13 protein-coding genes are annotated in these 15,370 nt (G+C 48.6%); 4 read left to right on the plus strand and 9 right to left on the minus strand.

The genetic code is table 11. The annotated features are described in order from the left end of the window. The first annotated feature begins 21 nt into the window (after positions 1-21). Positions 22-711, plus strand: coding sequence for a peptidoglycan DD-metalloendopeptidase family protein (locus tag ICL55_RS08250; protein ID WP_188095942.1), 690 nt, complete (start codon positions 22-24; stop codon positions 709-711). A 57-nt stretch (positions 712-768) separates the two neighbouring features. Here the strand turns inward: ICL55_RS08250 and ICL55_RS08255 are convergent, their stop codons facing one another. The 3 genes from ICL55_RS08255 to ICL55_RS08265 are packed head-to-tail and all read right to left on the minus strand — an operon-like array spanning position 769 to position 6,813. Beyond that, positions 769-2,169 carry a RagB/SusD family nutrient uptake outer membrane protein gene (locus ICL55_RS08255; protein ID WP_188095943.1) on the minus strand — a complete coding sequence of 467 codons (1,401 nt, stop codon included), beginning with the start codon at positions 2,167-2,169 and terminating at the stop codon, positions 769-771. Between the two features lie 26 nt (positions 2,170-2,195). Beyond that, complete coding sequence (locus tag ICL55_RS08260) at positions 2,196-5,765, minus strand: SusC/RagA family TonB-linked outer membrane protein (RefSeq protein WP_188095945.1); 3,570 nt, start codon at positions 5,763-5,765, stop codon at positions 2,196-2,198. A 28-nt stretch (positions 5,766-5,793) separates the two neighbouring features. After that, positions 5,794-6,813 carry a FecR family protein gene (locus tag ICL55_RS08265; protein ID WP_188095947.1) on the minus strand — a complete coding sequence of 340 codons (1,020 nt, stop codon included), beginning with the start codon at positions 6,811-6,813 and terminating at the stop codon, positions 5,794-5,796. Between the two features lie 263 nt (positions 6,814-7,076). On the opposite strand from ICL55_RS08265, the gene ICL55_RS08270 reads away from it, so the two are divergent. Both ICL55_RS08270 and ICL55_RS08275 read left to right on the plus strand, forming a co-directional pair. Further along, on the plus strand, positions 7,077-7,688 hold the full coding sequence (locus tag ICL55_RS08270) for an RNA polymerase sigma factor (protein WP_188095950.1): 612 nt from the start codon (positions 7,077-7,079) through the stop codon (positions 7,686-7,688). Between the two features lie 54 nt (positions 7,689-7,742). Continuing rightward, a complete protein-coding gene (locus ICL55_RS08275) occupies positions 7,743-8,606 on the plus strand; it encodes an endonuclease/exonuclease/phosphatase family protein (protein WP_188095952.1) in 864 nt (287 codons plus the stop codon). A gap of 160 nt (positions 8,607-8,766) precedes the next feature. Here ICL55_RS08275 and ICL55_RS08280 read toward each other — a convergent pair whose 3' ends face one another. The 3 genes from ICL55_RS08280 to ICL55_RS08290 form a co-directional block, all read right to left on the minus strand. Beyond that, positions 8,767-9,522, minus strand: coding sequence for a hypothetical protein (locus ICL55_RS08280; protein ID WP_188095954.1), 756 nt, complete (start codon positions 9,520-9,522; stop codon positions 8,767-8,769). 212 nt (positions 9,523-9,734) lie between these two features. Continuing rightward, positions 9,735-11,039, minus strand: coding sequence for a M28 family peptidase (locus ICL55_RS08285; protein ID WP_188095956.1), 1,305 nt, complete (start codon positions 11,037-11,039; stop codon positions 9,735-9,737). Between the two features lie 160 nt (positions 11,040-11,199). Further along, complete coding sequence (locus ICL55_RS08290; protein ID WP_188095958.1) at positions 11,200-11,547, minus strand: G protein-coupled receptor family protein; 348 nt, start codon at positions 11,545-11,547, stop codon at positions 11,200-11,202. A gap of 93 nt (positions 11,548-11,640) precedes the next feature. Between ICL55_RS08290 and ruvB the strand changes: the two genes are divergently transcribed. Further along, the gene (gene ruvB / locus ICL55_RS08295) at positions 11,641-12,678 is read left to right on the plus strand and encodes a Holliday junction branch migration DNA helicase RuvB (RefSeq protein ID WP_281392479.1); all 1,038 of its coding nucleotides are present in this window, start codon (positions 11,641-11,643) and stop codon (positions 12,676-12,678) included. A gap of 76 nt (positions 12,679-12,754) precedes the next feature. Here the strand turns inward: ruvB and ICL55_RS08300 are convergent, their stop codons facing one another. The 3 genes from ICL55_RS08300 to ICL55_RS08310 form a co-directional block, all read right to left on the minus strand. Beyond that, a complete protein-coding gene (locus tag ICL55_RS08300) occupies positions 12,755-13,456 on the minus strand; it encodes a response regulator transcription factor (RefSeq protein ID WP_188095961.1) in 702 nt (233 codons plus the stop codon). Positions 13,457-13,578: 122 nt separating this feature from the next. Beyond that, positions 13,579-14,370, minus strand: coding sequence for a DUF3108 domain-containing protein (locus ICL55_RS08305; protein ID WP_188095963.1), 792 nt, complete (start codon positions 14,368-14,370; stop codon positions 13,579-13,581). Positions 14,371-14,379: 9 nt separating this feature from the next. Beyond that, positions 14,380-15,369 carry a lysylphosphatidylglycerol synthase domain-containing protein gene (locus ICL55_RS08310; protein WP_281392529.1) on the minus strand — a complete coding sequence of 330 codons (990 nt, stop codon included), beginning with the start codon at positions 15,367-15,369 and terminating at the stop codon, positions 14,380-14,382. Between the last annotated feature and the right edge of the window lies 1 nt (position 15,370).

Here is a 15,370-nt window from a genome sequence, read left to right on the forward strand (position 1 = left end):
TACAGTTTAAGCTGACAAAATATGTTACAGGAGGTATTAAAACAACATCTATCCACCTTCCAACCGGTGATCACGCTGCTTCATCCCGACGAACAGCTGCTGGTCATGGATTTTACGGCCAACAATACTACCCTCACCAAACCTGTCCTGAACAATATAGACCGGTTCTGCCGCTACATTACCCAAACCCTGGCCTCCGGCGGTTGCCGGCTGGGCATCGGTGGTTATAACGAACATCGCACCATCTATGCTGTCAGCCCTCATTTTGATGCCGGAGAAGAGCCACGCAGGCTGCATCTGGGCATCGATATATGGGGCCCTTCCGGCACGCCGGTGTCTGCACCGCTCAACGGCCACGTGCATAGTTTCCGTTTCAATGACCACTTCGGGGACTATGGCGCGACCATCATCCTGCAACATCAACTGGACGGTTATACGTTTCACACGCTATACGGGCACCTTAGTATCTCCAACCTGCAAGGCCTCTACGAAAAGATGCCCATCGCCGCCGGGCAACAGTTTGCCTGGTTCGGTACCCCTTCCGAAAATGGTGGCTGGCCTCCCCATCTGCATTTTCAGATCGTGACAGATATGATGCATTACCGTGGTGACTATCCCGGCGTATGCCGCTACAGTGAGCGCGACAAATACCTGCAAAATTGCCCGGACCCCGATCTTATCCTACAGCTAAACCGTAATACGCACGGATAAAAAAAGGCCGCCGGTAAATACCGGCGACCTGCTTTCGATGGTTGGTTTTAGTTTTTCCTATTTCGAGTTTTGCTGTAAAGACTTGTTGTAAGCCAGCGCTTTCACAGAAAAAGGCATGATCCACATGAGCGACTCCGGCTTGATGGAATAGGTATTCGTCCCCTCCATTTTAGTGATGGTAGCCTTATACTGTGGGTCATTATTGAAGCGGCGATAAGTAAGGTAAGGCAAACCCGTGCCCCGGTATTCACATAACAGGTCACGACGTATCAGGCGGATAGCTTCATCAGCCGTAGCAGCGGTTACATCGCTATAAACAGTCGGCAATATACGTTTGCGGCGAACGGTATTCAGTGCAGTCATCGCTTCGGCCACCTTACCGCCACGTGCCAGGCATTCTGCTTTCACATAATACATCTCCGGCGTCCGGATACCTCCTGCGTTCACATTATCCGTTCTTCTGTAAGCCCAGAGCGTTTCCCCATTAGCACCGGTGCTGCGGGGGGCCAGGTTCACCAACCGACGTACATCACCGTTGTCAAACTGTGCAGAATCTGCATAACGCACAGAAGAAGCATAAAAGCCCTGATTCTGCACAATGCTGCTACCGTAATGGAAAATGTAATTCTCCGGACTGGTAAATTCAAACTTCGGTACGGTAACAGAGGTCACCGGCTTATCAAATATCGCTTTGTTCTCATTGTAATATCCGATATAGTCAAACAGCGCACTGTTTTCAGCAAGGGCCTGATCAGCAAAAGCCGCTGCTTCGCTGTAGTGTTGCATGAACAGATGTACCCGGGAAAGAAAAGCATAACCAGCGCCTTTGCTGGCGTAGTAGCCATTCTCCGCTACTTTAGGCAGGTCCGGCAAGGCAGCATTCACATCTTTCAGGATAAAATCATAAATCTGCTGCACCGACAACTGTTTCGGCTGATCTTCCGTATCACCGCTGATATTAAACGGTACACCCGGATCAGTGGCGGCGGTAGCCGCATCATACATTTTAGCGTAGGAAGTAATCAGGTAGAAATACAACATACTGCGGCCGATACGTGCCTGCGCTACCAGCTGGGCCTTTTCCGCGGTGCTGCCGGTAGTGGCATTGGGCACATTGTTCACCAAAGTATTATAGATAAAAATACCACTGTACGCGCCGTTATATGCGGCATCGTCCACCACCAGCTCCGCACGGCTCTTATCTTCCTGCCAGTTGAAATTGATGGTAGTGAGATTGATCGCCACCTGTTGTTGCAATGGCGTATAAAATTCGTTGGCTACTACTGCCTGATTGGTATAGTCGAAAGTATGAGCAGCTTTGCTTTCCATCAAAGGTTTGTAATCTGCCAGTGTCTGCGGGATTTTCTCTCCCTTAGGCACTATTTCGAGGTATTTTTTACAGCCGGCAGCGCCTATCATCAGGCTTCCTCCCAAAACAAACGGCATGATCTTTTTCATATACATATCTTTTGTGCTGATGATCATTAAAGTGTGATGTTAAACCCTGCGTTATAACCAGGCATGACAGGCAGGTAACGGCCGCCCGTACGCAGGCTCCAGGCTTCGGGGTCTATGCCCTGGCCATTAAACCCAATATAGAAAAGGTTATCTGCCTGAAAACGTACACGAACATCCGCCACCTTCACCTTTTTAATCCACTGTTTGGGCAGGGAATAAGTCAGTGCCAGGTTACGTGCTTTGATGTACGAAGCACTCACCACGTTCTGGTCCCCAAAACGGTAATAAGCGCTGCGGAAATTGGCTTTCCGCGGATCGTATTCCCACGAAATACGTGGTACATTGGTGTACAATTCGTCTCCGGGTTGTTTCCATACTTTGTCGGCCACACCACTGATGACATCTGCACTGTTAGGCAAACCGCCAATAACAGTCGCCTCGCCACGCATCATATTACCCAGGTGGTAAACGAACATAAAGGACAACTGGAAGTTGCGCCAGTTGATATTATTAATCAATGCGCCGCTGAAAACAGGCACCAGCGAACCGCTGTACCGGGCAATATCAGGGTTGGTCACCGCTGCATTAACAGCCACACCATCCAGACCGTATATCATCGGTTCGCCATAATTATTCAGTCCTGCGTAAGGGTAGCTGTACAGGCTTTTATAGGGCTTTCCCAGTAAAAAATTGGAGCCCGCGTCCCCGTCGGAGATAAGCGCGGAAGCTGTACCGGGCTTGAGGTCTACGCGGGTGACTTTATTCTTGTTGAAAGCACCGTTGATCGTTACGTCCCAGCCAAAGTTGCGCTGACGGATGATCTGTCCTTTCAGCATGAGCTCAATGCCCTTGTTCTCCATAGCGCCGTTGTTCAGCGTAGCGGACGTAAAACCCAATGCAGGGTCGATCGTCACGGAGGTCAGCAGGTCGTCGCTTTTCTTTTGATACACATCGATGGCGCCGCTGAGGCGGTCCTTCAGGATGGCAAAGTCAACACCGAAGTTGGTAGTGGTAGTCCGCTCCCAGCGCAAATTGGGATTCGGCGGTGATTTGATAGAGCCTGTCTGGTTGTTGGTCTGTGTATTAAGCCCATAAGTTACCGTCATGAAAGGCCCCGCTTCTTTGGACACGTTACCATTGATACCATAAGATGCCCGCAGTTTCAGGAGATTGAGCCAGGAGATATCCTCCATGAATTTCTCTTTGCTCATGATCCAGCTGCCGCCGGCAGACCACAACGGACGGTACTGATAAGCAGGATTGGTACCGAAAAGATTAGAGAGATCGTACCGGATACTGCCACTCACCATGTATTTATCATTATAAGTATAGCTGGCATTTCCATAGAAGGAGAAATAACGGTTGATCACCTCCCCTTTTGTCAACAGGTCTTTATAGCTATACAACCTTCCCTGATGTCTGTTCAGGCCTGTCATACCCGTCATCAGTTCGGTAACATTGTTGATTGGCACATATTGTAAGGTGAGCGGATCATAGCCCCACATCGCCATAAAATCGCGGTTATTTTTTACCTCCCGGGTTTCTGAACCGGCGATGGCCACTATTTCATGTTTATCGAACGACTTGTTGAAGTTGATCTGATTGCGCAACGTATAGGCGCGCAGGTAATTATTGAAGGTACGGAAACCATTGCCCTGCGGGAACTTATTTGCCACATTACCTTTCGTGTCGAGGTAGGTGAAGCTATTCATTTTATCCCGCATGTAGTAGGATTCAGCGTTCAGGAACTGCTCAGATTTTCCGTTGTTCTTTTCATACTGGAACATGCCTTCATAAGTCAGCCAGGGGCGAATCTTAGCATTCAGCTTGCCGTAGGCCCGTGTTTTAATGTCGAGCTGACGTACCTGATTATAATTTTGTTCGTCCTGTAATACTTTGTCGGCAGAATAGAGATTGTACTTCTTGTAATCCGCTATTTCAGTCTCCTGCAGCCTGTTACGCAGCGGCAAGGGATTACCGTTCGCATCTACGATGGGCTCAAACGGCATTTGATCGTTGATCATTCCTGTGAGGCCTATTGCATCAGCGCCGGGACCTTTGGAATCGCCATAGTTGAGGTATACGCCAGCTTCGGCAGTCAGCCATTTGTTGACCGACAGTACATTGCGGAAATTCAGGCCCAGTGATTTATTGTTATCGTTCCGTTGATAGCCTTGTTCATTCCGGAAGGTGGCAGAAAAGTTGAAAGTGTTGCCGGCAGTACCTTTGGAAAGAGACAGGTTGTATTGCTGATTGGCAGCAGGGCGCAGCAGTTGTAGCAGCTGCTTATTGTAAAGGTTCATGCCACGCAGCTGGTTCATGCCGGCATCCGCTTGCTCGCGGGTAATTTTTCCTTCTGCCAGTTGCAGCATGATATCTACCGCCGGTGTCATGGCGCCTGCATAGTTACGCAGGCGGTTAGCTTCCTGTAGTGGGTTTGCCTTATAGGCAGGATCGTTATCAAAATAATTATAAGTGAGGTCTATCAACTCGCTGGCATCCGCTCTCCGCAAATAGGAAAGATCGTATTTCGGTTTTACGGCAAAATCGCCGGATAAGTTGATACGGGTGGTACCTGCTTTGGCTTTTTTAGTGGTGACCACGATAACGCCGTTGGCAGCGCGGGCGCCGTAGATAGAGGCGGCCGCCGCATCTTTCAGTACCGTAATGTTTTCAATGTCTTCCGGGTTGATGTTAGGAACAGACTCCCGCAACACGCCGGTACTGATATCATAGTAGGTATTTTCCACCGGGAATCCGTCAATTACGTATAGCGGTGCGCTATTGGCCATAAAGGTGCTGGTACCGCGGATGCTGATGCTACCGTTATAACTCACTACACCGGGCAATGTGCCTTCCAGTACCTGCGACAGGCTGGAGATACGGCGTTTTTCGAGATCAGCGGCTTTCACGGTGGAAAAGGCGCCGGTAGCTCTTTCTTTGGAAAGCGTCTGGTAGCCGGTCACCACTACTTCGTCCAGTGTTTTGCTTTGGAGATAGACGTTCATCGAAACCGCCAAACCGAGGGGCACTCTTTTACGTTCCATACCTGCGTAGGTAAAGATCAATGCTTTGGCGCTCATCGGCACAGCGATGATATAATAGCCGCTATTGTCCGTCACCGCCCACTTTTTGCCGCCTTCCAGCTGGATCGTTACACCGGGAAGGGGCGTATCTGACATATCTTTGACCAGGCCGCTGATGGTGCGTATTTCTTCATCAGGCGCAACAGGGCCGTAGACAAGGTTCTCCGCCTTTTTTGTTTTTTGCTGCCGGGACACAATGGTGTAATGGTTTTTATCTACATATAAAAACAATAACTCCGCCGGATACAGAATTCTTTTCAGCACCTCTTCCACCGGACGGGCTCTCAGCGCTTCTACCACTACATTGGTGGTTCTGTTTTTCAGCAGGTCGCCTTCATACATGAAGGTGGTGCCATAGATGGCTGTCACCCGCTCCAACGCATATTTTACCGGTATCGCCGCCGACGTCCGGACAACACGCTCGTCCTGTGCAAAAGCACAGACGCTGGTGAGTAACAGTACACATAGGTACAGGAAGCCACAAAGGCTTTGTCTGGTACAAATCCTCATTGATCTTGGTTTTTTAAAATTGATCTGTTTAATATCCGCGCTGACCGTTATCTTTCAGGTACAGCGTATCATTGTTCTTTTCAATTTTTACATTCAGTATTGCAGACAATTCAAACAATACATTATTTACATTATTCAGGGATAATGTCCCTTCCAGGGTACGGTTGGCAATGGATGTATCCTGCAGTATGATGGTGAAACCATAGGTGTCCTGCAGCGTGTGAATGATATCCCTGACGGTAGTCTGTTTCAGTAACATTTTGTATTCACGCCATGCCAGTGCGGTTTTGGCATCGGCGGTATTCTTCGCCAGCAGCTGTTCCCGGCGGTGATAGGTAGCTTTTTCATTTGGTTGTAATAACAATATTTGCCCGTTGTCCGGCGACGATACTTTTACTTTCCCCTGCCGGAGATATACTTCTGTGATTTCCCTTCGTTGTTTTACGTTAAAGACAGTACCCAGTACTTCCACGTCCACTTTGCCGGCATGCACTGTAAAATGCTGTGCAGCGGGCATCTCCGTGTGCTTTACCTCAAAGAGGGCTTCCCCTTCCAGCCATACTTCGCGTTTGCCATCTTTCCAGTTATGATAGGTGAGCGCCGAATGTGAATTGAGGATCACGACAGAGGCATCCGGCAGCTTCACGCGGACCTGTTGTCCATAGCCGCTTTCCACCCGATGCATGCCGGACGGCCGCATAAAGTACCAGGCAGTGAGGAGCATCAGCGGTAGCAGTACCGCCGCTGCCAGCCAGCGTTTCCGGCGAAAGCGTGTAATAGGCACCACCGGTGTTTCAGCAGCGAGATGTGCTTGTATCTGCGACCACACCTGCGCTTTGGCCGTATCTGCCGGCTTTATCCGTTTAAGGCACAGGATAGCCGTGAGCGTTTCCCGGGCCTCCTCCAACGCCGCGGCGTTAGGAGGCGCACTGTCCCGATAGGCCTCCCAGAAGGCTATCGCTTCCGGTGTGCCATGCTTCACCCATTCCAGAAAGAAGGCATCTTCCAGAAAGTCCGCTTTGGTAAATAAATGGTAGTTCTGCTCCAAATCAGTTCTTCGTTAGCACCACAGTAATCATCACAGGAGAGTCAGTAACAACTGTCCCGTGCTCATACAGAACACAAGGACGGCGCAAAACACCCCACTTTTTTTCAATTTTTTTATAATTTTTTAATTAAAACTTATAGAAGTACTGATTTCATTGATATTATATCGATATATAATTTCAATATTTATTTATGATCATATGAAAGCGTAACAACCTGGTACGGCTATACATTTTTTTGTACTTTTAGCCGATCAACCAGGAGATGGACCTTTTAACAGTATCTGACACTACACTCTGGACAGCCATACAACAAGGCGACGAACAGGCATTTGCACATTTATATGACCGTTATTTTGAACGGTTATATGAATATGGTATGCGCCTGCATCCCAACGAGGATATAGTGAAGGATGTGATACAGGAGCTGTTTATTAAACTATGGACGAACAAAGATAATCTCAGTACCACCGTAGATGCCCGTCCCTACTTGTTTGTAGCGCTGCGGGGCACCCTGTACAACCGGCTTCGTCCCCGGCGCAATGCAGTAATGGTAGCTTTCAATCAGCAGGAGCATGACTTCCATGCGCACTTCTCCACCGAGCACGCCTATATTAAAAAAGAGCAATTGCAGGCACAACAGCAGCAGCTGCTGCAAGCGCTCAATCAGCTCAATGCACGCCAGAAGGAAATATTATATCTCCGTTATTTCGAGGAACTGGATTATGAACAGATTGCTGCTATCATGGGCATCTCTGTAAAGGGCGCGTATAAGCTGGCAGCCCGTGCACTCCGGAATATGCGGGAATTGCTGGGCATCTCCACCGCTATCCTGCTGGCACAACTTGCCACACTGAAAACTGCCATCCATCCATAGGCACTTGACATAAAGCAATGCGATTGATATTTTTACCGGCTAAACAGATATGATATGAGAAACATATGGCTGACAGGCGTATTATGCCTGCTCATGGGCGCAGCGATGGCACAGGCGCCGCTGCAGGTAATGACCTTTAACATCCGGATGAACACCAGCAGCGACAGCCTCAATGCATGGCCTTATCGCAAAGAAAAAGTAGCATCGGAAGTGTTATTCCATCAGGTAAATACGTTGGGAGTACAGGAGGCGCTGTTCGACCAGATGGAGGACCTGCGCCGGTTGCTGCCCGGTTACAAATCCATCGGCGGTGGCCGCGATGACGGAAAGAACAAAGGGGAATTCTCCGCTATCTTTTACGATACCAGCAGACTGCAGTTGCTGAAAACCGCTACGTTCTGGTTGTCAGAAACACCGGACGTTCCCGGCAGCAAAGGATGGGACGCTGCCATCACACGTATTGTCACATGGGGGCAGTTCAGGGACAAACAAACCAAAAAAATATTCTATCATTTTAATACCCACTTTGATCACATGGGTAAGGTGGCAAGAAGAGAAAGTGCCCGTTTTCTGTTACAGCAGGTACATAACATTGCCGGTAGTACGCCAGCCATCATCACCGGTGACTTCAACGCTACGCCCGACGATGAACCAATACAGGTAGTGATGGACACTAAAAACCCGCTACACTTCACTGATAGCAAAAGTATCAGCACCACGCCCCATTACGGCCCTACCGGCACTTTTAACGGATGGCATGCTGCTGAAGTAGATGATCAGCCGATCGATTATATTTTCCTGAAAGGGAAATTTAAGGTATTGCAACACGCCTCCATATCCCAGACATGGGGCGGCCGCTTTGCTTCCGACCACTTCGCTGTACTGTCACGGGTAGTGCTCGCAGAGAGCACAAAGTGAGCAAAGGAGCAAAGAAAATAAGCAAGTAAAAAATAGAGAATAAGCAAGCAAATAAGTGAGCAAGGAACGAAGGTCAAAAAATGATCTTCGTTCCTTTGTTTTTTCTTAGCTCGCTGATATAAACTTTGCGTTCTTTGCTCACTTAGTTCCTTTGCGAGACTCAATTGTGGATATGATCAACGCTCATGCTGTTTTGCAGCGCGTCAACCACTTTGTTATGCAGGTTTCCATTGATGTCTACACTGATTTTAAGTTTTCCGTTGGTGAAAGAACCAGTGAAGTCACCCACCTGCAGTTTGGTCAGGATCAGGTCCATAGAGATTTTGAGAGAGCCTTTCCAGTCGATGTTTTTGTCTGTTACCACTACATCTTTTCCGTGAGCCTGTAATTCGATCACACCGGACAACAGGATTTCCATCGGGATTTTCTTACCATCCCATGTCAGGAATCCTATTAATCTAACAGCAGGATCTTTTTTGTCTCCTTCCACTCTGGCGTACACTTTCACCTGTTGGTAAGTGCCCAGCGGAATTCTGATGGCGCCCAGTTGAGCAGGGATCTGCTTGAGATCAATCTGACGATCTGTTTTTAATTTGAATTCCAGTTCATCTTTTCCGCGTTTGGCATCGAAGCGGATTTCCCGCAAGCGGGCAGTGGCGGTGTCCCACGTAATATCAAAACCACCGGAACTCTTAGCCATAGAAGCGTCGCCGGTAATGGCAGACAAACGGCCCGCAGCATCGGGTGTTAAGGTGTACGTTGGATTAACCGCAGCGATTTCGTAGTTGATAGATGTTGAGTCCTTCACGTTAGCAGTAGGTTGCTGGTCAGGCCCCGACATGTCTTTTGAACATGATGCGAGCATCATGGTCGCGATGCCAAGCGCACCGCAGAATTGTAGGATTCCGGTTTTCATATTGATATGGTTTTAAATGACTACTTGGGGAAATATTGGCCATAAAAATAAACAAGAAATCTGAAAAAAGTACTGATTAAGTATTAATTAAAAATAAAAAATCCGGTTGAGCTCACTCAACCGGATGAATATATGATGGGCCGTCCCTATTGAAAAGCAGCCATTATGCGTGTAGTCGTTGACGTTCTATTAATATATGCAAGAGGCCGTCTTTATTTGGTAACAGGTGTTATACGTGTAGGCGTTGACGTTCCATCCACAATGGTCCCTGAACTAACAGCGATCGCTTTAATAATGTCTGTAATATTTTTAATATCTAAGGTAGACACTTCATCTTTCACGGTATGATAAAACTGGTCTTTATCAATCTGCGTGGTAGATATCGTATGCGCAGGCACCCCTACTTTGGCCAGGTTGGCGTTGTCTGAACGATAGAACAGGTTCTGCTCCGGATAAGGATCGGGATAAAAACGGAATTCAGATCCTGCCAGGTTCTTTTGCAAAATAGGACCAAAATCCGATTTTTCAAATCCAGTGATAAACGCGCTGTTCTTACCAAATTTGGATTCCTTACCGATCATTTCGATGTTAAACATCGCTACCACTTTGGCAGGGTCTATATGTCCGGAAAAATAAGAAGACCCATAACCACCCATCTCTTCTGCGGTGAAAGCCACAAAAATCAACGAGCGGGCAGGATGTTTCTTCTTAAAGTAATTAGCCAGCATGATCACAGCGGTGGTACCGGATGCATCATCATCTGCTCCGTTGGCGATACTGTCGCCGGCTTCTGCGGGTAATATGCCCAGATGGTCGTAGTGACCGGAATAGATCACATATTCATCTGGTTTGGTGGCGCCTTTAATCATACCGGCCACATTGGTGAACTCCTGCGCATGGACACCGCGGGTCTGTTCTACGGACCAGTCATCCTGAGCTGTCAGCGGTTCTTTTTCCAGGACCAGTACCATCTGCCATTTAGCGGTATCTGCCGGCACTTCCTGCTCTTTTGCGTACATACGGCTGGAGATGGAACCTTCCAGATTAGCGATATAACCGCTCAGGGAAGGAGCCAGCCATACGATCATATTTTTTTGCAGGGATTTACGTTTGCCCAGCGCAGCACGCAATTCATCCGGGTTAGCGGCACGCACCTCTGTGCAGTTAGCGGTATCTCTGTGCAACTGTATATGCCGTGAAGGGCCTACTGCCACAACGGGCCAGTCTTTTGCAGCACCGTTCACCGTCATGTTGGTACTGGTGGTATGAAGTCCGTAGTAGCTAAAGCGTTGCAGATAGGATTGTTCACCGGGCAACGGCAGCAATCCTGCTTTTTTAAATTCATCGCTGATAAAGGCAGCGGCTTTATCAGACGCGGGTGTTCCGGACTGCCGGCCCTGCATATCGTCAGCAGCCAGCGTGTTGATGATACGGGCCACTTCTTTTTGTGGTATCTGTTGGCTGTAGCCGGTGGTGAACATACACCCCGCGGCCAATGATAAGATCAGTTTTTTCATGAGCGGTTTTGTCTGTTGTATTTCGTTCTGGTTGTTGTTTGGACAGTTGGATAGCTGTTGCCTTACCAACCTGTAAGATAATATCATCTGGTTTAATTGCCTGCAATGCTACCATTTTTCCGGCGGGATACATTAACATCTTTGTAGGATAGTGGTACAATCATGCCTGTCGATGCCAGGGACTTTTCAATATACGCTGCCGCAGCAACGCCGTATCTGTTGCCGGCAGGGCCGTGTCAAAATGGTACCTGCCCCGGCGCGCCTGTGAACTGTCATCGGCGTACAACAGCGTGCAGGCAAGCAGCGCGCGATGTTTATCAGCATCTAATACGGTAATGTCATACACTCTTTCCGTGTGGGAATATGCAGGCGGGTTGTTACTGGCCACCACACGATAGATCCAGTGGTCATATTTACGAAAAGTATTTTGTCCATGCAATGGCCGGCAACAAAACAATAACAGGCCTATACAGGCCACCAGGAGGGTAAGAGGGGGTTGTTGGCGCATAGTATAAACGGGATTGGTTGAAAATGAGGATAGCATGATGGGTTCACCATCTTCAATATACAGCAATCGGCTGGATATAATTTGGTATTTTTGATGAGTATTATGTCCAATCCGCATTTAAGACCAGAAGAAAATAAGCTCAGCGCCGCTGAGAAAGAGTTTGAGAACAGTATCAGGCCCCGGGAAATCGTGGATTTTTCGGGACAGGACCAGATCATCGAAAACCTGAAGATATTTATCAAAGCCGCTAAAATGCGGGGGGAAGCGCTGGACCATGTGTTGTTCCATGGCCCTCCGGGCCTGGGAAAAACCACCCTGTCACGCATTGTGGCCAATGAGCTGGGCGTAAATATCCGGGAAACTTCCGGGCCGGTCATTGAAAAACCCGGTGACCTGGCGGGGTTGCTGACCAATCTGGAGGATAAGGACGTGCTGTTCATCGACGAGATACACCGGCTGAGTACCGTGGTGGAAGAGTACCTGTATTCCGCCATGGAAGATTATCGTATAGACATCATGATTGATACCGGGCCCAATGCCCGTTCCATACAGCTCAACCTGCATCCTTTCACGCTGATCGGCGCCACTACCCGTTCGGGACTGCTCACCGCGCCCCTGTTGTCCCGTTTCGGCATCAAGTCGAGGATGGAATACTACAATGCCGCCACACTACAGAAAATCATCTGGCGTGCGGCGGGGTTGCTGGGCTCCAAAATTACGTCTGACGCAGCCGGAGAGATTGCCCGTCGCTCCCGCGGCACGCCTCGTATCGCCAACGGCTTACTGCGGCGGGTACGCGATTTTGCCATGGTGATCGGCAACGGCGTCATCGATCTGGAAATTGCGCAACTCAGTCTCAAAGCACTCAACGTAGACGAATACGGCCTAGACGAAATGGACAACCGCATCCTGCAGGTGATCATCGAGAACTTCAAAGGAGGTCCGGTAGGCATCACTACCATTGCCACCGCAGTGGGAGAAGAAGCCGGCACACTGGAAGAGGTATATGAGCCCTTCCTGATCCAGGAAGGTTTTATCAAACGTACCCCCCGCGGCCGTGAGGTAACAGAAAAGGCATATGTGCATTTGGGGAAGACGCCGTTTCGGGGAGGAGCCAACCTGCTATTCTAAAGAAGGATCATTATCCATAAAAAAGCGCACCCATGGAAACTCTCCATGGGTGCGCTTTTTTATAGGATCGTTACTGTTATTCTTTCACTACCAGCCTGAATCCGTTTCCGTGAATGTTCACGATTTCGATGTTCGGATCGTCTTTCAGGTATTTGCGCAGTTTGGCGATATACACGTCCATACTGCGGCCGTTGAAGTAGGTGTCGCTGCCCCATATCTTTTTCAGCGCCAGTTCTCTGGGCAGCAGGTCGTTTTTATGTTCGCAGAGCATGTGCAGCAGTTCGTTCTCTTTAGGGGAGAGCGTGTGGCTGTCGCCATTATGTGCGAGGGTACGTAAGCGGGAGTTGAAGGAGTACGAACCTACCTGGAATTCGTGTTGCTCCTCTTCCTTGCTGTTCAGTTCCTGATTGCGTTTCAGGATAGCCTTGATTTTGAGCAGCAGCAGTTCGCTGTCGAAGGGTTTGGCGATATAATCGTCAGCACCCAGTTTATAGCCCTGGATGATATCCTCCTTCATGGTTTTAGCGGAGAGGAAAAACAGCGGGATATCGGGGTCTACGTCCCGGATTTCTTCCGCCAGTTTAAAGCCGTCCATATTGGGCATCATAATGTCCAGCAGGCAGATATCGAATTTTTCGCGGCGGAAGGCAGCCAGTGCCAGAATACCGTCGCGGCATAATTCCACATCGTAGTCATTCAGTTCGAGGTAGTTTTTAAGTACCATGCCCAGGTTGGTGTCATCTTCCGCCAGTAATATTTTCGGTTTACGTTCTTCCATAATCATAAAGGGTTGATTATAACAAATATAAAGTTTTTCTACGGCACGAAAGGTCGTTAAAATTTGGACGGCGGCACCCCAAAGAATTGTTAAATCTATTCATTTTCAGGGCGGTAAATATTTTATCGTTGTTTTATCAACGATGTGAAGGGGTGCCGGAGGTTGCTGTAGTTCACCATGTCCACGATAATATTCCCTACGGAGATGGGGCTTTCCACCCGCAGGGGCACCTTATTGGCGTCATCGCTTACCCAGACCGTCATTTTCTCTCCACCTTCAAAGATGGTGCCTTTGATCAGCAGTGGTTTGAATTTGATGGCCCTGAATTTGCCGAAGCGGGTATTCACTTCTTCCTTGCCAAGGTACCGGATATAGATATTATACACCTGGTCGTCGAGGAACATGGCGAAGGGGATCTTGTCGCCCTCCTGGTATTTGGAGAAATCGATATTACGGGCGTAGTAGATAGAACTGATCACGTCCTGTACGCAGGGGGGCACGGTAAAGGTGCCGTTGGTGCTGACAGCCTGATGTGCCGCCTGGTTAAACACGACATTGTTATAGATTTTATATCCGCCTTCATTCACATTGCGAAGAAACTTCAGTGGCTGCATGGTAGCGGTATCCAGCCAGGTTTCGTATTTATCGCGTACTTTGAAGATCCAGTCATAAGCGCGGAAGGTGCGGCCGTCGCCGGTAATGTGATATACATCGCGGTTGGCAAAACGTTCCAGGGCAACTGTAAAGACGGCCTCGCCGGCGCCTACATACATTTTACCGAGGTTATACATCACTTTGAGGGTGACACTTTCTCCGACATTGAAACTGGAATTACGGATAGAACAGAAGTCATTTTGCGCGTGAGCGGGGGTTACACAGGCGAAGCATAAGAGAATAAGCAGAAGGTACCTCATTGCTGGAAGCTATTTGTCCTTAAAAATTTTTACACCGAGGAGCAGCACACTTCCTATCACTGCCGGCAAACAAAGGTTGATTAACCAGATACCTCCCGTGGCTGCTATAATAACGGCTGTATTGGTACTGAGCAGTCCGAGGAAATAAATGCTGACTTTCCCACGGATTCCAAGTTCTGCGATAGCGATGGTCGGCACCATGGCCATTACAAGGTAGATAACGCTATTGAGCAGGAAAGCCTGCCACCACAAAAACTCCAGTCCCAGCGCGTCCAACAAAATCAAATACTGTGCCGAGAAGACCACGTACCGGAGGGCTGAAAGCAGCAACAGATAACGCAAATCGCCCGCGGAATAGCGTACTATGATTTGTACAAAGACCTTTGCTTTTCGCAGGAACCTGACTTTTTCGAATACAGCCAGAATAATCTGTAGCCGAAAATATAACAATATCGTCAGCACACAAATTACTACAAGGATACCAAACACAATTTTCTCCCAGAAGTTCGGGGGGAAATAGCTATTTTCCTTTACCAGCGTAAAGTTGTTGAGATAATAGAGCATGCCTATTAACCCAAAAATAACAGTCACGATCAGCTGGCTGAAGCTCCCTACAATAGTGGCTGCTATGGCTTTGAGCTTATTGTGGTTCTTCAGGTACAGGATACGCCCACCGTATTCGCCTATACGATTAGGGGTATTGATAGAGAAGGAGACCCCCGAAAGGATCGCGCTGAAAGCTCTCAGGAAGGAGATCGGCTCCAGGGGGCGGACCAGCTTCTGCCACTTTTTGGCTTCCAGCCCCCAGTTGAAAAACATCAGTATCAGCACCAGCAATAATCCTATCCAGCCCTTCTCCTGCAGCGTTCTGCCCATGTGCGACAATGACTGTTCCAGGTTTTCGCGATGGACCAACTGATGGTAAATAGAGTAGCCCAGCCAGCCAAAAAGCACTGCTCCTAATAAGTAATTGAGAATTATTTTGGTACTTTTGTTCAGA

Source organism: Chitinophaga varians (genome assembly GCF_014529945.1).
Taxonomy (GTDB): Bacteria; Bacteroidota; Bacteroidia; order Chitinophagales; family Chitinophagaceae; genus Chitinophaga; species Chitinophaga varians.